The sequence below is a fragment of the Duganella sacchari genome (assembly GCF_900143065.1).
GTDB lineage: Bacteria > Pseudomonadota > Gammaproteobacteria > Burkholderiales > Burkholderiaceae_D > Rugamonas > Rugamonas sacchari.
In genome coordinates, this window is sequence record NZ_FRCX01000006.1 from 319,757 (window position 1) to 342,367 (window position 22,611).

At 58.7% G+C, this 22,611-nt stretch carries 24 protein-coding genes and 1 tRNA gene; 14 read left to right on the forward strand and 11 right to left on the reverse strand.

Annotated elements, in window-relative coordinates; genetic code table 11:
* Nucleotide 1 precedes the first annotated feature (1 nt).
* A complete protein-coding gene (locus BUA36_RS15430) occupies nucleotides 2-217 on the reverse strand; it encodes a DUF4266 domain-containing protein (protein ID WP_072786036.1) in 216 nt (71 codons plus the stop codon).
* On the reverse strand, nucleotides 214-702 hold the full coding sequence (locus BUA36_RS15435; protein WP_072786037.1) for a TlpA family protein disulfide reductase: 489 nt from the start codon (nucleotides 700-702) through the stop codon (nucleotides 214-216). Before BUA36_RS15435 ends, BUA36_RS15430 begins: the two co-directional genes overlap by 4 nt.
* Nucleotides 703-860: 158 nt before the next feature.
* Here BUA36_RS15435 and BUA36_RS15440 point away from each other — a divergent pair, with 158 nt between their 5' ends.
* Genes BUA36_RS15440 through BUA36_RS15455 form a run of 4 tightly spaced genes read left to right on the forward strand, consistent with a single transcriptional unit; the run spans nucleotide 861 to nucleotide 4,019 of the window.
* Nucleotides 861-1,418: an RNA polymerase sigma factor gene (locus BUA36_RS15440; protein ID WP_229215610.1), complete on the forward strand. Its 558-nt coding sequence runs from the start codon at nucleotides 861-863 to the stop codon at nucleotides 1,416-1,418.
* Nucleotides 1,415-2,071, forward strand: coding sequence for a zf-HC2 domain-containing protein (locus BUA36_RS15445; RefSeq protein ID WP_072786039.1), 657 nt, complete (start codon nucleotides 1,415-1,417; stop codon nucleotides 2,069-2,071). Before BUA36_RS15440 ends, BUA36_RS15445 begins: the two co-directional genes overlap by 4 nt.
* Nucleotides 2,068-3,345 (forward strand): S8 family peptidase, encoded by a 1,278-nt coding sequence (locus BUA36_RS15450; RefSeq protein WP_208861896.1) that lies wholly within the window; start codon nucleotides 2,068-2,070, stop codon nucleotides 3,343-3,345. The genes BUA36_RS15445 and BUA36_RS15450 overlap by 4 nt, the downstream gene beginning before the upstream one ends.
* Entirely contained in the window at nucleotides 3,297-4,019 is a 723-nt protein-coding gene (locus BUA36_RS15455; RefSeq protein WP_072786040.1) for a TorF family putative porin, read from the forward strand. The genes BUA36_RS15450 and BUA36_RS15455 overlap by 49 nt, the downstream gene beginning before the upstream one ends.
* On the opposite strand, the gene BUA36_RS15460 is transcribed toward BUA36_RS15455, so the two are convergent.
* On the reverse strand, nucleotides 4,020-4,487 hold the full coding sequence (locus BUA36_RS15460; protein ID WP_072786041.1) for a glycine zipper 2TM domain-containing protein: 468 nt from the start codon (nucleotides 4,485-4,487) through the stop codon (nucleotides 4,020-4,022).
* 146 nt (nucleotides 4,488-4,633) lie between these two features.
* Between BUA36_RS15460 and BUA36_RS15465 the strand changes: the two genes are divergently transcribed.
* A complete protein-coding gene (locus BUA36_RS15465) occupies nucleotides 4,634-5,851 on the forward strand; it encodes an MFS transporter (protein WP_229255720.1) in 1,218 nt (405 codons plus the stop codon).
* A gap of 28 nt (nucleotides 5,852-5,879) precedes the next feature.
* Here the strand turns inward: BUA36_RS15465 and BUA36_RS15470 are convergent, their stop codons facing one another.
* On the reverse strand, nucleotides 5,880-6,980 hold the full coding sequence (locus tag BUA36_RS15470) for a trypsin-like serine protease (RefSeq protein WP_072786043.1): 1,101 nt from the start codon (nucleotides 6,978-6,980) through the stop codon (nucleotides 5,880-5,882).
* A gap of 452 nt (nucleotides 6,981-7,432) precedes the next feature.
* Between BUA36_RS15470 and BUA36_RS31625 the strand changes: the two genes are divergently transcribed.
* Nucleotides 7,433-7,864, forward strand: a complete 432-nt coding sequence (locus BUA36_RS31625; RefSeq protein WP_371851454.1) for a type VI immunity family protein — start codon at nucleotides 7,433-7,435, stop codon at nucleotides 7,862-7,864.
* On the opposite strand, the gene BUA36_RS15480 is transcribed toward BUA36_RS31625, so the two are convergent.
* Entirely contained in the window at nucleotides 7,812-8,966 is a 1,155-nt protein-coding gene (locus BUA36_RS15480) for a sensor histidine kinase (RefSeq protein ID WP_072786044.1), read from the reverse strand. The genes BUA36_RS31625 and BUA36_RS15480 overlap by 53 nt on opposite strands.
* On the reverse strand, nucleotides 8,963-9,355 hold the full coding sequence (locus BUA36_RS15485; protein ID WP_072786045.1) for a response regulator: 393 nt from the start codon (nucleotides 9,353-9,355) through the stop codon (nucleotides 8,963-8,965). The genes BUA36_RS15480 and BUA36_RS15485 overlap by 4 nt, the downstream gene beginning before the upstream one ends.
* Nucleotides 9,356-9,701: 346 nt before the next feature.
* Between BUA36_RS15485 and BUA36_RS15490 the strand changes: the two genes are divergently transcribed.
* The 4 genes from BUA36_RS15490 (at nucleotide 9,702) to BUA36_RS15505 (ending at nucleotide 13,843) form a co-directional block, all read left to right on the forward strand.
* Nucleotides 9,702-9,917 carry a cold-shock protein gene (locus BUA36_RS15490; protein WP_072786046.1) on the forward strand — a complete coding sequence of 72 codons (216 nt, stop codon included), beginning with the start codon at nucleotides 9,702-9,704 and terminating at the stop codon, nucleotides 9,915-9,917.
* Nucleotides 9,918-10,150: 233 nt separating this feature from the next.
* A complete protein-coding gene (locus tag BUA36_RS15495) occupies nucleotides 10,151-10,864 on the forward strand; it encodes a Crp/Fnr family transcriptional regulator (RefSeq protein WP_072786047.1) in 714 nt (237 codons plus the stop codon).
* 61 nt (nucleotides 10,865-10,925) lie between these two features.
* A complete protein-coding gene (locus BUA36_RS15500; RefSeq protein ID WP_072786048.1) occupies nucleotides 10,926-13,004 on the forward strand; it encodes a hybrid sensor histidine kinase/response regulator in 2,079 nt (692 codons plus the stop codon).
* Nucleotides 13,001-13,843 (forward strand): response regulator, encoded by an 843-nt coding sequence (locus BUA36_RS15505; protein ID WP_072786049.1) that lies wholly within the window; start codon nucleotides 13,001-13,003, stop codon nucleotides 13,841-13,843. Before BUA36_RS15500 ends, BUA36_RS15505 begins: the two co-directional genes overlap by 4 nt.
* A gap of 86 nt (nucleotides 13,844-13,929) precedes the next feature.
* Here the strand turns inward: BUA36_RS15505 and BUA36_RS15510 are convergent.
* Both BUA36_RS15510 and BUA36_RS15520 read right to left on the reverse strand, forming a co-directional pair.
* A protein-coding gene (locus tag BUA36_RS15510) for an IS3 family transposase (protein WP_139260585.1) occupies nucleotides 13,930-15,017 on the reverse strand; the annotation gives its coding sequence in 2 pieces (ribosomal slippage) (nucleotides 13,930-14,756 and nucleotides 14,756-15,017; 1,089 coding nt in all).
* Between the two features lie 283 nt (nucleotides 15,018-15,300).
* A tRNA-Leu gene (locus BUA36_RS15520) sits at nucleotides 15,301-15,385 on the reverse strand.
* Nucleotides 15,386-15,540: 155 nt separating this feature from the next.
* On the opposite strand from BUA36_RS15520, the gene BUA36_RS15525 reads away from it, so the two are divergent.
* Both BUA36_RS15525 and BUA36_RS15530 read left to right on the forward strand, forming a co-directional pair.
* Nucleotides 15,541-17,499 (forward strand): APC family permease, encoded by a 1,959-nt coding sequence (locus tag BUA36_RS15525; protein ID WP_072786052.1) that lies wholly within the window; start codon nucleotides 15,541-15,543, stop codon nucleotides 17,497-17,499.
* 32 nt (nucleotides 17,500-17,531) lie between these two features.
* On the forward strand, nucleotides 17,532-17,804 hold the full coding sequence (locus tag BUA36_RS15530; RefSeq protein ID WP_072786053.1) for an NIPSNAP family protein: 273 nt from the start codon (nucleotides 17,532-17,534) through the stop codon (nucleotides 17,802-17,804).
* Nucleotides 17,805-17,838: 34 nt separating this feature from the next.
* On the opposite strand, the gene BUA36_RS15535 is transcribed toward BUA36_RS15530, so the two are convergent.
* Both BUA36_RS15535 and BUA36_RS15540 read right to left on the reverse strand, forming a co-directional pair.
* Nucleotides 17,839-18,549, reverse strand: coding sequence for a DUF4386 domain-containing protein (locus tag BUA36_RS15535; RefSeq protein ID WP_072786054.1), 711 nt, complete (start codon nucleotides 18,547-18,549; stop codon nucleotides 17,839-17,841).
* 163 nt (nucleotides 18,550-18,712) lie between these two features.
* Entirely contained in the window at nucleotides 18,713-20,599 is a 1,887-nt protein-coding gene (locus BUA36_RS15540) for an AAA family ATPase (protein WP_072786055.1), read from the reverse strand.
* 395 nt (nucleotides 20,600-20,994) lie between these two features.
* Between BUA36_RS15540 and BUA36_RS15545 the strand changes: the two genes are divergently transcribed.
* Together BUA36_RS15545 and BUA36_RS15550 are read left to right on the forward strand one after the other, a co-directional pair.
* A complete protein-coding gene (locus BUA36_RS15545; RefSeq protein ID WP_072786056.1) occupies nucleotides 20,995-21,378 on the forward strand; it encodes a gel scht in 384 nt (127 codons plus the stop codon).
* 45 nt (nucleotides 21,379-21,423) lie between these two features.
* Nucleotides 21,424-21,822: a hypothetical protein gene (locus BUA36_RS15550; RefSeq protein ID WP_072786057.1), complete on the forward strand. Its 399-nt coding sequence runs from the start codon at nucleotides 21,424-21,426 to the stop codon at nucleotides 21,820-21,822.
* A 6-nt stretch (nucleotides 21,823-21,828) separates the two neighbouring features.
* Here BUA36_RS15550 and BUA36_RS15555 read toward each other — a convergent pair whose 3' ends face one another.
* Nucleotides 21,829-22,557, reverse strand: coding sequence for a substrate-binding periplasmic protein (locus BUA36_RS15555; RefSeq protein WP_072786058.1), 729 nt, complete (start codon nucleotides 22,555-22,557; stop codon nucleotides 21,829-21,831).
* Between the last annotated feature and the right edge of the window lie 54 nt (nucleotides 22,558-22,611).

The window sequence follows — 22,611 nt, forward strand, 5'->3', positions numbered from 1 at the left end:
GTCAGTTGCAGCCGCAGCCGCCGCCACCGACGCCGCTGCCGCCGGAAGCCGCTTCCTTGCTGGCGTAGATGTGTTCATTGAAGCGGGTACCGAGGGCGTCGCCCTGTATCAGCATGTCGGGACGCGCCAGGTGGCCTTTTTCCCAGGCTTGCACGGGCGGCAGCGCGCAGCCGGACAGTGCGGCTGCCATGGCGCAAAGCGCGATCAGTGTTTTCATTTGAGGCCTCCCAGTGCGGTTTTGATGCGGCTTTCCAGTGCGTCGCGGTCGGCGGCGCGGAAGCCGCTGTGCTCATACAGCACTTTGCCGTCCGGACCGACCAAGACGCTGCTTGGCATGCCTTTGATGCCGTAGCTGCGCGGCGTGGCGCCGTTCGGATCGAAGGCGATGGCAAAGCGGGCCGGCATGGCGGCGAGGAAGTTGCGGGCATCCTCGGATTTGGCGTCCACGTTGACGCCGACGATTTGCAGGCCTTGGGCGCCATAGCGCGCCTGCATCTCGTTCATCCAGGGGAAGGATTGACGGCACGGGCCGCACCATGAGGCCCAGAAGTCGACATACACCAGTTTGCCCTTGTACTGCTCCAGCTTGACCGCGCCATCCGGCCCGTTCAGAGTGAAGGCTGGCGCCGTGGCGCCCGGTTCCAGTGCCAGGGCGGAGGCGGACAGGCCGCACAGGAGGTAGGCGGCGATGATTTTTTTCATTGTTGCTCCAGTGGCTGATTGTTGCAGCAGTCAATACCCGCGCAAGCCAGGATGGTTCACAATGGACTGGAGAAAATTTTTGTGTTTGGATTGAACCTTTCTTCCTTCGCTGCGTATTCACGGCACCAGAGGAGAAATGCATGCGGACAGGCAGGGGAATGACGGCGTCGGACGAAACGGATGAGGGAGCTTTGCTGCGGCGGGTGTGCGGCGGGGACAGGCTCGCCTTTCAGACCCTGTATCGCGCCTATTTTTCCCGGCTGGCGCGGTTTTTGGACCGCATGACGCGCAATGTGCCGCTGGTGGAAGAGATCATCAACGATACCATGCTGGTGGTCTGGCAGAAGGCAAATACCTTTGATGGCAGTTGCAAGCTGTCGACCTGGATTTTCGCCATCGCCTACCGGCAGGCGCTGAAGGCGCTGCGCGGCCTCGACGTGCCGCTGGAGCCGCAGGAGGATCAGCCGGGTGAAGCCGGCGCGGAGCCGGAACATGCGCTGGCCGCGCGCCAGTTGCAGCGTGGCGTCAGCCGGGCGCTGGACAGGTTGCCGATGGAGCAGCGCCTGGTGGTCAGTCTGACCTATTACCATGGCATGGCCTATCAGGAAATCGCTGAGACCATGGGATGCCCGGTGAACACGGTGAAAACCCGGATGTTCCATGCACGGCAAAAGTTGAAGGACATGCTGTCCGATCATATGGAAGAGATGCAATGAGTACCCACACCACCACCAGCGACGCGGAACACCAGGCCTTGCAGGATTTGCTGCCCTGGTATGCCTCGGGATCGCTGAGCGAGGAGGAGGCGGGCCGCGTGCAGGAGCATCTGCACAGCTGCACCGCCTGCCGCGAGGATCTGGCCTGGCAGCGCAAGCTGCTGGAGACGGAAGGGCCGCTGCCGTCGGGACTGGACCCGGAGCGGGCACTGGCGCGCCTGATGCTGCAGCTGGATGCGGCGCCGGCACAGGCTGCATTGGCCGCATCAGCACGGGCCAGCTTCGGCAACCGTCTGCGCGCCTGGCTGGGCAACGCCGGCTGGCAAGGCTGGGCGCTCGCCGCGCAACTGGCCGTGATTGCGGTGCTGGCCGCGCAGCTGCTGCCGCATGGCGAAGCGCCAGGTTACCAGGCACTTGGCCGCGGACCAGCTTCCACGCCAGACGTGCTGGTGGTCTTCAAACCGGACGCACGTTTGCAGGACGTACAGCGTATCTTGCAAGCCAACGGCGCCCAGATCATCGGCGGTCCGACAGTCACGGGCGCTTACATGCTGGATGTGGACTCGGACCATCAGGCGCAGCTACTGTCGGCACTGCGCGCTGACCCGTCGGTGGAACTGGCCGAATCGCTGACTGCCGCGAGCCAGCCATGAAACGCCTGCTGGCATTGGCATTTTGCCTGTGCTCTGGCGCCGTGATGGCACAGGCAGGCCAGGACTTGCCGCAGATCGTGCCGCGCATCGATGCGCCTGCGGAAACGCAGCAAGCACCGGGCAATGCCGAAATCCTCGTCATGTTCCATTTGCCGGCGCCGCATTTCCGCGCTGACCACTATGGCAGCAACAACTACCGCGAAGATGCCGGCCGCGCCGCGCGCCAGCGGATAGCCGCCGCAGTGGCGCAGGACTACAAGCTGGAGCTGATGGAAGACTGGGCCATGCCCGCGCTGAACGTCGATTGCTACCGCATGCGTTTGCCCGCAGGGCAGGGCGCGGCCACCCTGCTGGATGTCTTGTCGCGCGACAGCCGCGTGGAATGGGCGCAGGTGATACAGGACTTCGTGGCGCAAGCGGGCAGCGATCCGTTATACCGCACCCAGCCCGCTGCTGGCGCATGGCATCTCGATGAAGTGCGCAAGGCCGCGACTGGCCGCAAGGTCACGGTTGCTGTGGTGGATAGCGGCATCGAGAGCAACCACCCCGACCTGGCCGGCCAGGTGACGGTGGAAGAAAATTTTGTCGATGGCCAGAAGTATGTGCCGGAGCTGCATGGCACGGCGGTTGCAGGCGTCATCGCCGCGCGCGCCGGCAATGGCGTCGGCATTGAAGGCGTGGCGCCGGATGCGCGCTTGATGGCATTGCGCGCCTGCTGGCAAAGCGGTAGCGCCACGCGCTGCAACAGCTTCACGCTGGCCAAGGCCATGAACTATGCGCTGTCGAATGGCGCGCAAGTCATCAACCTGAGTTTGTCCGGCCCGCAGGACAGGCTGCTATTGCAATTGGTTGAAGCAGCGCAGGCACGCGGCATACGGGTGGTGGGGGCGGTCGATCCGGCGCGCGCCGACGGCGGCTTCCCTGCCAATACGCCTGGCGTGTTTGCCGTGGCCTCGGACGGCGCCGCGCCGCACGCCGGCCTGCATCCACTGCTGGCGCCAGGACGCGATATCCCCACCACGCTGCCCGGCGGACGCTGGGGCGTGGTCAGTGGATCGTCATATGCGGCGGCCCATGTATCCGGTATGCTGGCGTTGCTCGATGAACTGAAACCGCAGCTCTCCGCTGCCCGGCTGCGGGAAGGAATCGTGCCCGGCGACGCCAGCGCGGTTTTGACCGGCATTGATCTCTGTGCCACCATCCTCCGACTCACAGGAAAATGTACATGCGCTTGTCCTACCAGCTCCAACAGCCGATTCGTCCGCTCGCCCTGAGCGTGCTGGCCTGGTTGCTGGCGCCCGCCGCGCATGCGCAGTTAAGCGGCAGTGCAGGCCTGCTGTCCAATTACATGTATCGCGGCGTCACACTCAGCGATGACCGGCCGGCTGCGCGCCTGGCGCTGAACTACGATGGCGCGTCTGGCTGGTTTGCCGGCGGACAGGTGGTGACGGGGCAGCTGGCGGTGGAATCGCACCGTAGCGCGCAGTGGACTGGCTATGCTGGCTATGCACAACGCCTGCCGTCCGGACTGGCGTGGGAAACGGGTCTCACCGCCTATGCTTTTCCAAACAAGCCGCACTGGAATTTCCAGGAAGTGTTCTTTGGGCTGTCAGGCGACACCGTGAGCGGGCGCCTGCACTACTCGCCCAATTACCTGGGCTTTGGCGATCACACCTTTTACGGCGAATTGAATGGCGGCTGGCCGCTGGCGCCGCGCTTGCAGGCGTTCTGGCATGGCGGCTATTACTACGCCCGCGATAACGCGCGCACCAATCGCGCCGAATCGCGCATTGGCCTGGCTACCTCGTACAAGGACTGGCAGGCGCAGTTGTCGCTCGACCTCACGCGCCAGCGCGGCGGGAGCACCACCGATATCTATGGCAGCAACAACCGCGGCGACAGTGATGTCCGCCATAAGGTGGTCATCACTGTCGCCCGGATTTTCTGATTACTGCTGCTGGTTGCGTTTGGCGATTTCGTTACCGGCGTAGCCGCCGCCTATCGCGCCCGCGATGGTGGCCAGCTTGCGGCCGTTGCCGCTGCCGACCTGATTGCCGAGCAAGCCACCGACGACGGCGCCGATGCCGATACCCAGCGGGCTATTCTGCGCTACCGGAGCAGGGGCGGGGGCCTGGGTTTGTGCAACTTGTGCAGGAGGCGCGTACGTGTGGTGCACCACGGTTTTGTGTTCCACCACGCGGCGTGGTTCTGGCGCCGGCACTGGTGCTGCTGCGACCATGGGTGCCGGTGCGCTCACCGCTGCCACTGGCACGGCCGCGTCATTCGGCGAAGTCGTCGCATGGGAGCTAGGCAGCAGTCCAGCAATCGATGCGGCGCCCACCAAACTGACCAGCGTTACCGACGCTGCGGCGACAGCCATCATGGGATGAATACGGGTGCGTGCAGTGTGTTCCATTTTGTTTTCTCCTGAAGTTCGCCTTGTATGGCGCTTGTCTGTATAACGGACCAGGAAGAAAAAACGGTGACACAAAAAGTGTTTCTAGCGTAAGCAGATGTTACGCACGATTTCGACAGGGATGTTATTGTTGAGGGATGTCTTCATTGCCTTCCTCATTTCATCGACTGACCATCTCCAATTTATCAGCCCACGCGGCGCAGCAGGTCGGCATGGCCGCAGCGCCCTTGATCGCCGTGACAGCGCTGCACGCCGATGTCGGCCAAACCGCATGGATACAGCTGGCGCAGATGCTGCCGTTCCTGCTGCTGTCCATCCCCGCAGGCGTGCTGGCTGACAGGGTATCGCGCAAATGGCTCATGCGTTCGGGCGAAACCTTGCGGGCGCTGTCGCTGCTTTGCGTGCCGTTCATCGTGATGATGGGCGCCATGAATATCCCGTTTCTTGCGCTGCTGGGCTTTATCGGCTCGATGGGCGCACTGGCCTACAGCGTGTCGGTGTCGGCGCTGATTCAAGGCCTGGTCAGCCGGGACGTGCTGCCGATTGCGAATGGCCGCCTGGAGCTGACCCGCAGTATCGCGTTTATTGGCGGCCCCGCGCTGGCTGGCGCCCTGGTGGCGTGGACTGGCGTGAACCAGGCCTTCATGCTGGCGGCAACGCTGTCGGTGGCGGCGATCGTGCTATTGAGTGGCATCCCGGAGGCGCCGCGCGGTGACGCACCACGCCGTCATTTTATCGCCGAGCTGGTGGAGGGCGGCCGGTTCGCGCTGCAGCATCCCTTGCTGCGGCCGGCGTTCGGATTGTCGGTGGTATTCAATACCGCGTTCTTCATCCTGCAAACCGTGTTCATGCCGTACGCAGTGACACGGCTGAACATGAACGCCGCGCAGATCGGCGTCACGTTGTCGATGTATGGGATTGGTATGGTGACGGCCGGATTCTGCGTGCCCTGGATGGTGCGGCGCATGTCGATGGGGCAGATGCTGGCAGGCGGCTCGATGGCCGGCCTGGTGGCGGTGCTGGCGCTATTGGTCACGCTGTGGCATCCCGCGCATTGGCTGGCCGGCCTGTGTTTCTTTGTGCTGGGCGGCGGACCAGTATTGTGGACCGTGAGCTTTACCACCCTGCGCCAGCTCATTACGCCGGATGAACTGATGGGACGCGTCACCTCGATTAATTCTTTGGCGACCTACGGCTCGCGCCCACTGGGCGCTGCGCTGGCAGGCGTGATTGGCACCGCGTTTGGCATGGAAGCCTGCCTGTACGTCGTCACCGGCATTTTTACGCTCGAAGTGGTGTTGCTGTGGATGTCGCCGCTGCCTTGGCTCGATGCGCAGAAACTAAAAAACCCGCAAGGCCGTTAAGCCTGCGGGTTTTGCCGGGTTGCCTTGATTACGCCGCAGTTTTTGCGCGACGACGACGGGAGGCAAAGCCAACCAGTGCCAGGCCCGATACCATCATGGCGTAGGTTTCTGGTTCCGGTACTGCCGTCACCGAGTTGATCCAGCCGATGTGCGAGAAGGTCGCGGTGGAGCCAGACAGGTCGCCGAAGCTGGACGAGTTCTTGGTGCTCGAATCGCAGCCGTTGAGGCTGAAGTAAGAGCAGGCATCGCTGCCTTGCCAGCCCCACGAGTGCACGCCGGACAGCAGCCACTCTTTACCGTTCCACACGAAGTCGCCACCGCCGGAATCGCCGCCCGCGATCAGGGCTTCGCTATTGCCCAGGCCGGTGCCGCTGGTCCAGGCATTGCCGCTGGCGCCGGCAATGCGGCCCAGGGTATTGTGGGCAGCCGTACCATCGTCATAGTCGCTCATATAGGTGGTGCCTGGCGCGTAGAAGGCAGGATCGTAGCCCCAGCCAGTGGCCTGGTCGCCGACCTTGTTGAAGGTCTTGCTGTCGATATCGAAGGTGTTGTAGCCATAGTGGCCCCAGGCGCTGTCGTTCCAGTTCGGATCGACGTTGCTGCCGCCGCGGCTGGTGGTGCCGTAGCCGGCCATCAGGTAATCCTTGCCGACGTCGTTGGTGGTGCTCAGGTTGTAGCCCTTGATGGTGGTCACGGCCTGGTCCAGCTTCAGGATCGCGATGTCGGCGCCGGTGTCGAGGGTACCATTCCATTTTGGATTCACAAAGGCGTTGGTCACCGCCACGGTACGGGTGACGCTGGCCTTACCGTCTGCCCAGCCGAAATCCACCTTCATTTTGGTGAAGTCATCCGCGCAGTGCGCAGCGGTCAGCACATATTGGCCGCCCGCCAGCAGCGAACCGGAACAAGCCCAGTTGCCGCCCGAGTTCGAGAAGCTCAGACGCGCCACGCCGTCGAGCGCACCGACCACGCCGTTAAACGATTGTCCTGGCGTGAAGCGCCAGTTGGATGGTGCCGTGGTGTTCCCCGTCAGCGGGGTCAGCAGATCGGAATTATTTGCCTGGGCGGCGGAAGCACCCAGCAGGGCGGTAACAACAGCAATCAACTTCAAAGCTTTCGACTGAATCATGAGCAGTACCCCTTGTGGCGATTATTGTTTGATTAGATGGCCCCCGCCGTTGGCATGCGCTGGCGATGTAAGCTTACGCAGAGAACGGTAAGGAAATAACAATATATCACCAGCTTAATAAAAAGATACCGTTTGTGGTCAAAAGCTACATTTTCAAAAATGGCATTGCCAATATGTATATTTTTACTGTATGTAAAAATTACAATGAATGGGGCTCAAGAAGGATCTGGAGGGCTCAAAGCGCTTGATGGCGTGCTCGATCAGCACAGCCCCTACAAACCTGAAGTGAATTACGACATGATCAAGCAGCCGCCACTGGGCAGGATACCGGCATATTAAGCAAGGAAATGTAATGAGCGAACTCCCTTTTGATCCAATCGAGTTGATGCGCCAACGTCCAGAAAAGATGCGTGTCGCTGGCGGACTGCTGACCAAGCAGGGGCCGCAAGACTATGTGGGGCGTCCCCGCCATTACCGGAACACTGTTCTTCGTGGATGCACACCTACCTGATGTGCGGGAAGCCATCTATGCCTGCTTCGACGAGTACGAAGTCTTGGCCAAGGCCCACCTGACCTGGTTGTGGCGTGAAGAACCGTCCGAGGGACCAGACAAGTTTTCTTACGCGGAAGCACCGCCGATCCGTGCGACGGTGAAACGCATGAAAGAAAACGACCTGTTCGCATTGACCTATATCCGACTTGGAGTTCAAAGGGGCTTAAGACCGTGTGGCGGCTTTGGCCAAGCAATGCAGGGGGGCGAACGGAGTGTGTGGATTCGGCGCGCAAACGAACAATGCAGCGAATCCAGTAAGCCAAGGTATAGTGGTATGTCTAACAGTCGCCACTCCTACGATGTGGAACCTGTCGGGGTAAGCGTACAGTAAAAGTTACGCCGCCATCTTTTGTCGAAGCCACCGAAATTTCTCCATCGTGCGCGTTTACGATTTCCTTGACCACGTATAGACCGAGACCTAAGTTCTGCATGCGTGTACCCACACGTTCACTAGCAGGCCGGATGGCAAATCGCTTGATTGGGTCGAATAGAGTTCTTAACTTCGTCTGCGAGAACATCTCCGCATCATTCTGAACCTCATAGACGACTTCATCGATGAAACCCGATATGGAGACTCTAATGATGCTTTCTGGCGTGCTGTGTTGGATCGCATTCGATATCAGATTCGAAAATGCTTGGCCCATGCGCTGCCCATCCCACGCACCTGTAAGTATCCCTTCTGATGTCATTTCAAACTTGCGGTCGGGATGGAAAGTTTTTGCCTCGTCAATTGTGTGCTGGCAAATTTCCAATAAATCGACCGTGCGTGGATCGATGGGTATGCCCTCACCTAAGTGGGTTGTGGAAAAGTCCAACAGGTCACGGACTATGGCATCCATCCGCTTTGAACTGTTCAGAATCCGTAGCCCGACCTTCAGTGCTTTGGAGGGCAAGGTTTGGTCCATCAATAGTACTTGCGCGCCCATGCTAACGGCGCCTAGTGGCGTGCGAACGTCATGCCCCAGGATGGCCAAAAACAGGTTCTGCGCTTCTCGCAACATCCTGGAATAACGCGCCATGGATTCAGTTTGAGCCTGATCAATGGATTCATTGAAACGGATCATATCTTGGATGTCGCTGGGTGTCGTGATTGCAGCATCGAGAGCCCATAATCGCAACACGCTGGAGCGGAGCGCCCGGTATTCAGCCATGACCTGCTCCCCGGAAAATCCGGCGGCAACGCGTTCCTCAGCGTGCAACTGCGCTGCGGTATTGCCGTTGGCAGCCAGCGCCAGGCCTTTGGACTTTGCAATGCTTTGATGCTCTGCCTGTGGAGTATCCAAATCCTTTGCAATAACGTGTAGCACCGCTGCTGCGTGATCCCGAAGTTCGACCTTCGTCGCATCTTCGAGTGGGGCCAGCGAAGCGGCGAACGATTCCCATTCATTGAGGATCGGCTCCAGATTTTCTAATATGAACGCTGACAATTTCATTGAGCGCCTCGCACAATGCTCTCTGGGACTATGTCACTGGGATGTAACAGGCGTTCGACCTCCGCTAGCAACGATTCCGCAAGGAAAGGTTTAGTGAGAAACGCATCGTAGCTATCGCCATGTGCGACTTGGCTACGCAAAGACCCGCTCATCAACATAAGGGGGAGCGTGTTGCGAGGGTAATGAGAGCGCAACTGCTGGCATAGCTCTAAGCCAGAGCGGCCTGGGAGCACGCAGTCGGAAATGACAAGATCGGGCTTGCGCTCGGCGATTTTGACCAACGCCTCTTCGGCGCTGTGCGCCACCTGGACGTCTTCATGGCAAGTTTCCAAAACCATCTGACAGGTTTCCGCCAGATCCACATCATCTTCTACGATTAAAATCTTCATCTTTCTCTCCGGTTATTGCCTTTGATACCGAAGAAAATGATCCGGCAGGGGAAAGCAAGCCCCGGCGAAGTGTCCGGCAACTCTTGATATTCCTCAGTACGCTAGCGTACATTTCCCTCAGTAAATTATGCGGCTGATCTTTCTAATAAAAATAAATAAAAAGGTAGGTGATTTGATCAGAACCATGTATATTGATTTCTGTACTTGCATCAAGTGGTAATCTTGTTGGTCTCAACTCCGCATGGCTCTAACTTAAGCCGTCCAGTTTTCTCTCCTTCGTTTTTAATTCTTGGTTTCAAGTGCCTTTACGGCGATCTTGCCTACATTCATAACTGAAGGAAAATTCATGAGCACTCAACAAACAGGTACTGTCAAATGGTTTAACGATGCCAAGGGCTTCGGCTTCATTACCCCCGACGCTGGCGGTGAAGATTTGTTCGCACACTTCCAGGACATCCAGTCCAACGGTTTTAAAAGCCTGTCGGAAAACCAACGGGTCTCCTTTGATCGCAGCGTTGGTCCTAAAGGCGAGAAAGCGGGCAACATTCAAGTAGTCAGCTAAAACATCTATAAAGTTTGTCATGGGCCGATTCCAACCGGCTGCGCACACTTGGCAGATAGCCTTGGTTCGTAGAAAATGGTTTAATCGCCGTCCATTTATTTTAATGAGAACGATAGAATTCTCAGTCCAATATTGACATGCTTATTTAAGAGCCCGCGATGACGCGGGCTTTTTTTTGGGAATAATAATAGGAATTTTTCATGAAGAAATATTCCATATTTTTGGAATATTAAATGATTCATTTGAATGATCCACAGCGTAACTTTCTACTGAAAGCTCTGCCTGCAGAAGATTTTTCGCGCTTGACGGTGCATCTGGAGCAGACAGCACTGCTGGTCGGAGATGTCTTGTACGAATCGGGCGATCGCCAGCATTATGTTTATTTTCCCGTCAGCGCCGTAATCTCTCTTCACTATTTGCTCGAAAATGGCGGATCTTCCGAGATCGCCGGGGTTGGCAATGAAGGCATGCTGGGTGTGGCGCTCATCATGGGTGGACATTCAACGCCCAGCCGCGCTGTGGTCCAGGCCAGCGGTGCCGCCTATCGGCTCAGCGCGTCCATCCTGCTTCAGGAATTCGAGCGCAGCGGTCCGCTGCAAAGGCTGCTGCTGCGCTACACCCAGGCGTTGTTGACTCAAATGTCGCAAACGGCGGTCTGTAACCGGCACCACACCGTAGAGCAACAATTGTGCCGATGGCTGCTGCTGACACTTGATCGCCTGTCGACCAATGAGCTGAAAATTACGCAAGAACTCATTTCGAACATGCTGGGCGTACGCCGCGAAGGCGTGACGGTCGCCGCCGGCAATCTGCAAAAAAAAGGGTATATCAGCTATCGGCGCGGCCACATTACCGTGGTCGACCGCAGTGGGCTGGAAGATGATGTGTGCGAATGCTATGCCGTGGTTAAGCGGGAATTCGCGCGTCTGCTTCCTGCTACCGCATGACACGCCATCCGCCATCAGCATCCCTTTTTGCCACGACTGAATCACCTTTAGCGAGTGCCCAATGACCCAACCCGAGCCTACCAGTACTTGCCACCTATCCTCCACGCTCCAGACTGACGTGCTACAGCGCGCCATCTTCGACAACGCGCACTTTTGCTATATCGCGACGGACGCGGCTGGAATCATTCAGATCTTTAACGTCGGTGCTGAACGCATGCTTGGTTATGACGGGCATGAGATGGTGGACGCTGCCACGCCAGATCACCTAGTTGATCCTGATGAAATCAGCGCGAGGATGCACCTGCTGTATGCCGAACTGCACACTGACTTCCCATCCGGGTTGCCAACGCTGTTGGTGAGGGCCGCGCGCGGTGTTGAAGATATTGTCGAGTTAACCTTCGTCTGCAAGGGCGGAGCGCGCCTCGCCGCAAGCGTCTCCATCAGTGCGCTGCGTGATGGATCAGGCGTGATTATTGGTTATCTGCTGATTGGCACCGACAACACAAAGCGCAAGCTGGCCGAAGCCGAGCAGGCGTTGTTGGACCAGCGCCTGCGAGACCAGCAGTTTTATACGCGCAGCTTGGTCGAATCGAATATCGACGCGTTGATGACCTGCGATCAGGACGGCATCATCAGCGACGTCAATCACCAGATGGTGCTGCTAACCGGGCACAGCCGTGAGCAGCTCATCGGCACCCCATTCAAAACCTATTTTGTTGAACCTGGGCTGGCTGAAGCTGCCATTCGCCGTGTACTACACGAAGGCAGGGTCATGGACTGCGAACTGATCGCTGTCGATCACGATGGCGTGCAGACGCCGGTCTCGTACAACGCCACGACCTACCATGACAGCAGTGGCCAGCTGCAGGGGGTGTTCGCTGCCGCTCGCAACATCGCTGAGCGCAAGCAACTGGAACAGACGCTGCAGGAAAAGAACGTCGAGCTGGAACTGGCACGCGCAACTGCCGAAAAGGCGAATCTGGCCAAGTCCGAGTTTTTGTCGAATATGAGCCACGAGTTGCGCACACCGCTTAATGCCGTGCTCGGCTTTGCGCAGTTAATGGAAACTGCGACGCCGCAACCGTCGCCGGCACAGAAATTATCGATCGAGCAGATCCTCAAAGGGGGATGGTACCTTCTGCGGTTGATTAACGAGATCCTCGACCTGGCCATGATCGAGTCAGGCAAGCTTGCCATGGAACTGGAGCCGATGTCGTTGACCGACGTTCTGAAGGATTGCCAGGTCATGATCGCGCCCCAGGCAACGTCCCGCAACGTCGACATCACCTTCGCGATTGGTGACACGCCACACTATGTGTATGCCGACCGCACGCGCATCAAACAGGTCATGATCAATCTGCTGTCGAACGCGATCAAGTACAACCGCCATCACGGCCAAGCCAGTGTGCGGTGCGAGCCTGTGTCTGGCGGCCGGCTACGCGTGAGTGTCAGCGATACCGGTATCGGACTGTCTCCAGCACAGTTGCTGCAATTGTTTCAGCCATTTAACCGACTGGGGCAGGAGGTGGGGAGCACGGAGGGGACTGGAATCGGACTGGTGGTGACGAAACAGTTGGTCGAGCTGATGGGCGGTGCCATCGGTGTCGACAGTGTGGTGGATACCGGCAGCACGTTCTGGTTTGAATTGATCACCGCCGTCGCCGAGGTCGCGATGCCAGACGAAGCGCTGTCCATCGCGGGCGTGCCGCTGAGTGCTGCGCCGCACGCCGCGCTGCGTACGCTGCTGTATGTGGAGGACAACAGTGCCAATGTGAAGCTGGTCGAGCAGCTGATCGAGCGGCGCAGCGATCTGAACTTGCTGGTGGCGTTGGATGGCGAGGCGGGGATAGCAGTAGCCCGGGGATCCCTGCCTGATGTTATTCTGATGGACGTTAACTTGCCTGGCATGAATGGTGTCGACGCCATGAAGGTATTGCGCGCCGACCCCAGAACTGCCCATATTCCTGTATTGGCCGTGTCTGCCAATGCGATCCAGAACGATATCGATCAAGGTCTTAAGGCGGGGTTCTTTCGCTACTTGACCAAGCCGATCAAGATAGACGAATTCATGCTAGCCCTCGATATCGCGCTCGATTTCGCGGCTAGCCAGTCCTTCCAGCAAACGGAGAATACCTTATGATCGCAAGCGCCGACATGTTCAACGCCCATCTGCTCATTGTTGATGATCAGGAGGCCAATGTGCTTTTATTGCGCGAATTGCTGCGTAATGCAGGCTACCAACGCATCAGCAGTACCATGGATCCGACCGAGGTGACGTCACTTCACCAGACCCACCGGTACGACTTGATTTTGCTCGACTTGCAAATGCCTGTCATGGATGGTTTTACCGTCCTTGAGCAACTCCTGGCAATTGAGTCAAGCGGCTATCTACCGGTACTGGTGTTGACGGCGCAGCCCAACCACAAGCTGCGCGCGCTCCAGGCTGGGGCGCGGGACTTCATCAGTAAGCCGTTCGATTTGATTGAAGTGGAAACTCGCATCCGCAACATGCTGGAGGTCCGGCTGCTGTATCAGGAATTGGAACAGCAAAATGTGCTGCTTGAACAGACGGTGGCGCAACGTACTGCCGAGTTGAGGGAAAGCGAAGCGCGCTTCAAGCGCTTTACCGAGCTGTCGTCGGACTGGTACTGGGAACAGGACGCACATGGACGCTTCACTAATATCTCAGGGCCGGTGTTGGAAATGTTGGATCTGGCACTGGAGGAAGACGGCATTACTGCATTGGCGATACCTGATGGTGACTTTGATGTGGAACAGCGTAAAGAGCTGGACCGCTTGATAGCACAACGTGAGCCCTTCATTGACTTTATTTACCATCGCACAGACGCGAATGGGAGGCGCCAGTTCTTACAGGTCAGCGGCGAACCTCGCTTTGATGAGGCCGGTCGTTTCATCGGGTATCGGGGTATCGGCATTGACATTACCGCGCGCCAGCCTACTGCGCAAAATGATGCGTAAATTACCGTCGGGTCACCTAAACTAAGCCTGCCGTCTCTTAATCCTCTGGTAATCCCCCCATTTTTAGAGCGCGCTAAAAGTAGAGGTTAAGCGGCCAAGGCAAGCTTCTGTTTTGGTGTTATGCCACCAAGTGCCATGTTGGGCCGGTCGTGATTGTAAGTCCACAGCCAGCGGGTTGCAAAATCCTGGATCTCGTCCAGTGTTTCAAATAGGTGATGAGCCAGCCAGTCATAGCGCGCGGTGCGGTTGTAGCGTTCAACGTAAGCGTTCTGCTGCGGCTGCCCCGGCTGTATGAAGTCGATGCGGATACCGCGCCTGGCAGCCCAGGACATGGTCACTGCGCTGATGTACTCAGGGCCGTTATCGCAACGAATCACCAGTGGTTTTCCCCGCCATTCAATGATCCTATCGAGCGATCGGATTACCCGCTCAGCTGGCAGCGAGAAGTCCACCTCTATACCGAGTCCTTCGCGAGTGTAGTCGTCGATCACATTGAACAAACGGATACTGCGGCCATCGGCCAGCTGGTCATGCATGAAGTCCATCGACCAAGTCTGGTTGGCCTGTGTGGGCACGGCCAGTGGCAGCGGCTTTTCCCGTACCAAGCGATGGCGCGGCTTGATCCTCAGGTTCAATTCTAGTTCGCGGTAAATCCGGTAGACGCGCTTGTGGTTCCAGCTAAACGACTTCACGTTGCGCAGGTACAGGAAGCATAGCCCGAAGCCCCAGTTACGTTGGTTGGTCGTCAGGCGCACCAGCCAGTCCGCAATGACTTCGTTCTCCGCGTTTAGCTTGGCTTCATAGCGGTAGCAGGTTTGGCTAATGCCGAAGGCCAGGCAAGCGTGTTTGATGCTCAGGCGACCTGCCTCCACGTAGTGCTTCGCCATCTCACGTCGACGAGATGGCTTCACCACTTTTTTGCCAGAGCCTCCGCAACGACTTCTGCCTTCAGGCGTTCCTCGGCATACATTTTTTTCAGGCGACGATTTTCATCTTCCAGCTCTTTCATGCGGGCCATGAGCGAGGCATCCATGCCGCCGAACTTGGAGCGCCACTTGTAGAACGTGGCGTTGCTGATGCCATGCTCGCGGCATAGTTCCGGGACAGGGGAGCCGCTTTCGGCTTGCTTGAGGATGGCGATGATCTGGCTATCGGTAAAACGGGACGTCTTCATGTAGAACTTTCAAAAATCTGAGTTTGAAAAATTCTACTTTTAAACGCGATCATTTGGTGGGAGGATTACCGGAGGGCATTTGCAGTAACCATTCGTACTCCATGCGTGAGAAAAAGGACGAAAAAAAAGCCGCCAACGGCAGCTTGATTTTCGCTTCACTAGAAATTCCCAAAGAGCCAGAATCTGGGTTCATCATCTATTTTGCGGAACTGTCCGTTTTTTGCGGAACTAATTTGGAATGGGTTCAGTGAAGAAAATGCGCTGAAACCCGCAATACAGCTGTTGGTGCCCCGGGCCGGAATCGAACCGGCACGCCTTGCGGCGGCGGATTTTGAGTCCGCTGCGTCTACCAATTCCACCACCGAGGCAGGTGTATTGCAATGCGACCCGCATTATCACCGATTTGCAACCCCGCCGCAACCCTGCACAACAATTTTTCTATTTCGGCAAGTAATCGACGCCGCTGGAGCGGGTATCATCATGGCTACCGCCAGCTTTGCCGGTCGCGCCGGTACCGAGACGCATGAAAAATAAGAAGATACGCGAAATCATCCTGGGCAAGCCGCTCGATCCTCTGAAGAGCGAGACGCGTCATTCGATGGCGCTGGTGGCTTTCCTGGCCTGGGTCGGCCTGGGGGCGGATGGCTTGTCGTCCTCCGCTTACGGTCCCGAGGAAACCTTCCGCGCGCTGGGCGGGCATACGCATCTGGGCTTGTACATGGCGATCGCCACGGCGGTGACGGTGTTCATCATTGCGCTGGCCTACAACCAGGTGATCGAGCTGTTCCCCACCGGTGGCGGCGGCTACCGTGTGGCGACCAAGCTGGTGGGGCCGTACATGGGCCTGATCTCCGGCTGTGCGCTGATACTCGACTATGTGCTGACCATTGCGATCTCGATTGCGTCCGGCGTCGATGCGCTGGCTTCGTTCCTGCCGCTGGGCTTCCAGCCCTACAAGCTCTGGGCGGAGACGTTTTTCATCGGGCTGCTGATCGTGATGAATCTGCGCGGCCTCAAGGAAGCAATCCAGATCCTGCTGCCGATCTTCCTCGGCTTTGTGGCCACCCATCTGGTGTTGATCGTGTATGGCATTTTCGCCCATGCCTCGCATTTGCCGGCGCTGATTCCGGGCACGATGGCGGAGACCACTGACCTGGCCAGCCACATTGGCTGGGCCGGCGTGGCGGGCATGCTGCTGGCGTATTCGCAGGGCGGCGGTACGTACACGGGGCTGGAGGCGGTGTCGAACAACGTCAACCTGCTGGCCGAGCCGCGTGTACGCACCGGCAAGGTGACGATGATTTATATGGCGTTGTCGCTGGCGTTCACTGCGGGCGGCATCATCCTGCTGTATTTGCTGTGGGATGCGCAGCCCGTGCCGGGCGAGACGCTGAACGCGTCCACCTTCAAGACCATCATTGCCAGCATGGGCCTGGGCGGCGAGATGGTGAACCAGATGCTGCTGGTGGTGGTGCTGGCGTTTGAGGCGGGGCTGCTGTTTGTGGCGGCGAATACCGGTTTCCTGGGCGGCCCGTCGGTGCTGTCGAACATGGCGGCGGACTCGTGGGTGCCGCACAAGTTCCGCTATCTGTCCACGCGCCTGGTGACGCAGAACGGCATCCTCGTCATGGGCGTGGCGGCGCTGGCGATCCTGTGGTGGACCGGCGGCAGCGTGACCTTGCTGGTGGTGCTGTATTCGATTTCGGTGTTCCTGACGTTTGCGATTTCCCTGTTTGGCCTGGTGCTGTATTGGTCGCGCAACCGCAAGAAGGGCACGCAGTGGAAGCGGCGCTGGCTGCTGTCGGCGCTGGGGTTTGTGATTTGCGCCGGCATCCTGGCGATACTGCTGGTCGAGCGCTTTGCCGAAGGCGGCTGGACCACGGCGGTGATTATTGCGGCGATGGCGGCGTTCTGCTTTTACATCCGCAAGCACTATCGCGCAACCAAGCAGGCGATCCATTCGGTGGATGAGGTGTTTGCCAGCCAGCCGTTTGGCGCGGGGACGGAGCCGATCGAGCCGAATCCGGAAGAGCAGACTGCGGTGTTCATTGTGGGCACTTCGCGTGGCGGTGGCCTGCATGCGTTGCTGTGGGTGCAGCGCATGTTCCCGAACCACTTCAAGAATTTTTTGTTTGTGAATGCGCGCACCGTCGATTCGCATGCTTACGGCGGCGAGGGCGCACTCGAGCAGATGCGCGAGGAGGCAGCGGAGACGCTGGAGTTCTTTGTCGATTTCTGCCACAGCCATGGCATGGCGGCTTCGTCGTATCTGGGCTTTGGCACGGATGCGGTGGAGGAGGTCACGCGCTTGTGCGAAGAGATCAGCCACGAGTTCCCGCATGCGATTTTCTTCACCAGCAAACTGATCTTCGCCTCCGACAACTGGTTCACGCGTCTTCTGCACAACCAGGCCGCACTGGCCGCGCAACGCCGTTTGCATCTGGAAGGCCTGCAAATGGTGATCCTGCCGATGAAGGTCTAGGACGCCGGCCCCTGTTTTACTGAAAGGATTGTATGGTTACCTGCTATCTGCGTTACATCATCGACCCGTATAAGCTCAGCGAGTTCGAGCATTACGGGAAGCTGTGGATACCGCTCGTGGAAAAATTCGGCGGTCAGCACCACGGCTACTTCTTGCCGTCGGAGGGCGCCAATAACGTCGCGCTGGCGATGTTCACGTTTCCGTCACTGGCATCCTATGAAACGTATCGGACGTCGTCGCTGCAGGATGCCGACTGTCTGGCGGCGTTTAACTACGCGGAAGAAACGCGCTGCATCATGAGCTAGGAGCGCAGCTTCTTCCGCCCAGTCTTTCAGTAGATCAGGCGATGGTCGACGCCGGCAGTACTACCGCTTGTCGCTGACGCGCGCCCATGATCAGTATCCACAGGGCGAAGGCCACCTCGCCCAACTGGCAAGGGAACGCCAGGCTGGCTACCAGGTCGTTGTATGCCGGTTGCAGTAGGCCAGCATAGCTCAGCGCCAGGTAGGCAACACCATTGATGGCCAGCCAGATAGCCAGGAACCTCGGCAGGAAGCCGCAGCGGTACGTCAGCACGGCCAGCGGGAACAGCCAGAGTCCCCAGAAGATTTCCGATGCATAGGTCATCATGCTGTGCATGCGCAGGAACATCATGGCCAATCCTGTGCGCTGGGCTTGATCGAAGGCTGCCAGGAAATCGGGGCCCTGGACCAGGATCAAGGTGGCCATGTCATTGAGGGTATTGAAAAAATAAAGCGGCGTGTCCATGAAGCCCAGCATCAGCATCAGCAGGGCCCAGTACCGGTTCACATCCTTGAACAGTCGGTACAGCGTGAAGGTCAGTATCAGGCTGACAGCGCCCGTGATCAGATCGCTGGCGATCCCCATGCGGAACAACATCTCATGCGCCGTGATGCCATGGATGGTCGCCGCCGCATCGCCAGTGACAAACAATTTGCTGGGAAGGTACACCAGACGCAATGGTGCGATCAGGATCACCAGTAAATAGAAGAAACCTGCAATCCTTGCTTTCGTGCTGAGCGTGTGCATGCTGTGACCTTTTTCCAATAGCGGCGCCGGACTGCGCCTGAGTTAAGTGGCAGGCATCGGCGGCGAACACCGGCTGATGGCCACTTGAGCATTTTTGTTTCATGTGTCAAAAATAACTGACATGTGAAATAAATGCAAGAGATATTGGTAAAAAGGTATTTGGTCAAGCGTGTGCCTGTTGCTGCTCCAGCAGCGCGAAGATGGCGTCTTTGGACAGCACGTACTGGTCCATCAGCACTTCCTTGAGTTCGGCGATCTGCTCGCGGTAGTCGGCGATGGCCTTGAGCGTGTAGCTGTAGAGCTCGTCGGCTTTGGCTTCTACCTGGCCCAGGTCGGCTTCCTTGTCCTTGAACTGGCTGTGGTCGATCTTGGAGCGTGAGTACATCGACAGCTTGTTGACCATCAGGTTCAGCATCGAGGTGGCTTTCTCGATGTCGTTCTGGCTGCCGACGGAAATGCCGCGCGCGCCGTAGAACAATTCTTCCGCCGCTACGCCGCCATACAGCTGGATCACGTCGCGCTCCAGTTCCTCCAGTGTGCGCAAGGCCACGTCGTCCGACGCCGACAGCACGTAGCCGAGCGCGCCCAGCTTGGACACGGATTCGGTGGAGATTTTCAGCAGCGGCGAGCGTTCTTTGACTTCGGCCAGCGACAGGCCTTCGCGCAGCCATGGATCGATCTGCATGAAGAAGTGGCCCAGCTCGTGCAAGGCCACGCGTTCACGCTGGCGGGTTTTCTCTGCCGTGGTGGCGCGGTCGGTGAGGCCGATGGTGGCGCGTTCAAACGCGCGGAACAGCAGGTCGGTAGTGATGACCGTGTGCTCCTGGATCGCCAGCATGCTGGCGCGCTCCACCACGGTCTGCAGTACGGCCGGGCTCAGGTTGGCGGTGATCTCGGCCACGTTGTCGAGGTTGAGATCGTTCCAGTCCACACAGCCATCTGCCTTGCGCGCCAGGAAGGAGCGCAGCAGCTCGCGGCGTTCGCTCTTGTTCGGCAGGCGGAAGTTGATCTTGACGGAGAAGCGGCGCAGCATGGCTTCGTCCATGCGCGTGGAGGCATCGTCGAAGTTGGAGGCGACTACCCAGATCACGCCTTCGCCCTTGTTGCTGCGCACGCCGTCGAGCAGGCCCAACAGCGTGTTGGCGGTATCGTCTTCCCATTTTTTTTCGCCACGGCCGCGCGGCATGAACAGGCTTTGCGCCTCATCCAGGAAGATGATGCAGCTGCCGCGCGCGCAGGCTTTCTTGTGCAGGGCGTGCAGCGCCTTGGAGCCGCCGCCGATGTAGCCTGATTCCAGCGCCGAGGCCGATGCCTGGATCAAGGGGATGTCGAGACGCTTGGCCAGGTAGCCGGCCAGCTTGGTCTTGCCGGTGCCGGCCGGACCGGTCAGCATGACGTTGAACGGCTTGTCGATGTCGTGTTCTTTGTAGGCGGCACGGTTGCGTATCATGTCTTCCAGGTGCAGCACTTCCTGCTTGATGTCTTCCATGCCGATCAGGTCGTCCATGCTGCCGCCCAGCTGGTCCGGCGTCAGCACGGTGGCGCTCACGCCCATGCCTGGCAGGCCATTGCGCAGCAGGAACAGGGCCAGGCCGATCAGCAGGATGTCGAGCAGGTGACGCATCACGAACGCGCCCACGCGCGCCAGCTTGCTTTCGTCATCCTGCATCACCGCCTTGTGCGAGGCGAGGAAGTCGTCGCGCGCAATCGCGTACGGAATGTTATTGCGCAGCAGGACTTCGCGTTCCAGGCTCAGGTGGGTCGTGCCCGGCACCTTGACCACGTACAGTTTGTCGTCGTTCTTGAGTTTGAAGATGTAGCGCGGTGCGTCCGACTGCGGCGCGGCCACCAGCAGGTAGTCCAGCTGGGCGCGCTTGGCGGGCAGTGCCGTGATCTGGGCGATGTCCTGGGTATGTAAGACCGGGCTGCTGTCCTGCGGCACGTCGGCGCGCAAACCCAGCAGAATGACCAGCGATGCGGTCAGCACCAGCAGCGCCGCACGGACATAGGTTTTCCGCAGCGCGGATTGAAGTTTGTGCAAAGTGAACATGTGCGCCATCCAGGGCAGTAGAGCCAGGGCCGGGCGCGGGAGTGGGGCGCAGCAGCCGGGGCCGCCGTGACCGGCGCGCGGAGCGGGGCGGGCCGGAAAAGTCGGTATGCGAAATATTTGTGCCGTGCGGCAACTAAAGCTATGCGCAACTATAGCCCGATTGCGGTCTTTTGTATCGCTTTACCCCGACAAAAAGCCGCTGCACGCAACAGATCGCGGCGACCTGCCGTTTATCCCGTGTTTTTGCATCTGGTGCCAGCGCTTTAACCGCTCGTCGCATGCGCAGGATATTTGCGCGGGGCTTTGTTAATCTGCCTACGTCTACCGCTGAATGCACAAATTGCAGCGGTGGCTCCCGGTACTCAACATCAGCAAGCCCACTTAGGAGCACACCAATGAAAACGATCCTCGCCGGCATCGCGGCCTCGCTCGCCCTGACGTCGCTGTCCATAGCCCATGCCGCCGACTACAGCGTGCAAGTCAAGTCGCCGCAGCGCTACCACCTTGTGGAACAAGATTTCTACAATTTCAAGAATACCTACCAGCTCACCAATGGCCAGAAGATCGCATTCAGCGCCCGCATGGACCATTACTACGCCCAGCTGGATAACGGTGAGCGCATCCGGATCTATCCGGTGTCGCGCACGGCTTTTGTGACGGACAGCGGGGCCCGCTTCGAGTTCCTCGACCAGGGCGAAACCGTGGGTATCGCCAGTTTTGAAAAGCTGCCACTGGCCGGCAACCTGCCGGCCAACACCATGGTCATGGCGCACCGCTAAGCCGCCACCCGACCGGCACGATACTTTTTATATTGGAGAGACATCATGAACACCACGCTGTTGAGCCTGGCTGTAGCCGCTGCTTTGTCGATCACCACCCTGGCCCACGCTGCATCGCCAGACAATGAAAGTGTGAAGATCGCGGCGCCCGCCGCCGGCGACTTCAAGTTCAAACCGTACGAGTTCCAGGAGTATCTGTACTCCTATGCGCTGAGCAACGGCGACAAGCTGAAGTTCACGCAAAAAGTGGCGCACTACTATGCCGAGGTGAATGGCCATCGTAAAGTGGAAATCTACCCGGTTGCGCCTGGCGAGTTCGTCACGCAGGCGGGCAGCCGCATCAGCTTTACCGAGGATGGCGATGCGCTGACCATCGACAATTATGAACGCCTGCCCATGACCGCCCAGCTGCCTGCCAACACCACCGTGGTGGCCAGCCGTTGAGGCGCGCTATTTGCCGTAGTGATCGTATTTGCGGTCCAGCCGCGTCAGGGTGCCGTCGCGCCGCATGTCAGCCAGTGCGGCGTTAAGCTTGTCGATGAGCTCGTCCGGTACGGACGGGTTGCACGCCAGGTAGACCTTGACGCGGTGGAACACCAACAGCGGCACCACTTTGTCCGACCAGTCGAACTGTGCCATGCCTGTGCTGCCGCTGCGCGTGGCAACTGCCCACAGGTCAATACGGTTGAGCAGCAGCTTTTGCGGATTGGCGAGGTCGTTGCTGACCGCATCCACATTGAAGCCGCGGCTGCGCAGATACTCGTCGCGCGCGTCGCCGATGGCGGTGCCGATGCGCAGCTTGCGCGCGTCGTCGACCGAGGTGAGCGGGAAGCTGTGATCGGCGCGTCCCCAGAATTGCCATTCGGCCTCATCGGTCGGCCCCACCCATTTGAACATGGCCTCGCGTTCCGGCGTGCGCGAGGTGGAATATACGCACGTGCCCCGCTGCGTCTGCGCTTGCATCAAAGCGCGCTTCCACGGCAATAGTTCTATCTTGTAATCGGTGCCGGTACGCACCATCATTTCGCGGATCTTGTCGGTGGCGCGGCCGGTGACCACACCATCCGGACCAAGCATGCTCGACGGTGGCGAGTGCTCGGTGGTGATCTGCAGCGACGCGGCGTATGCCGCGTGCAGACCGGACGCCAGCAGTAGGGATGTCAGTATGATAAGTCGCATGGGCTGGCCGCTTTCTGCTGAAAAGCATAGCAGCAATGCCAGCCCGGCGGCAAC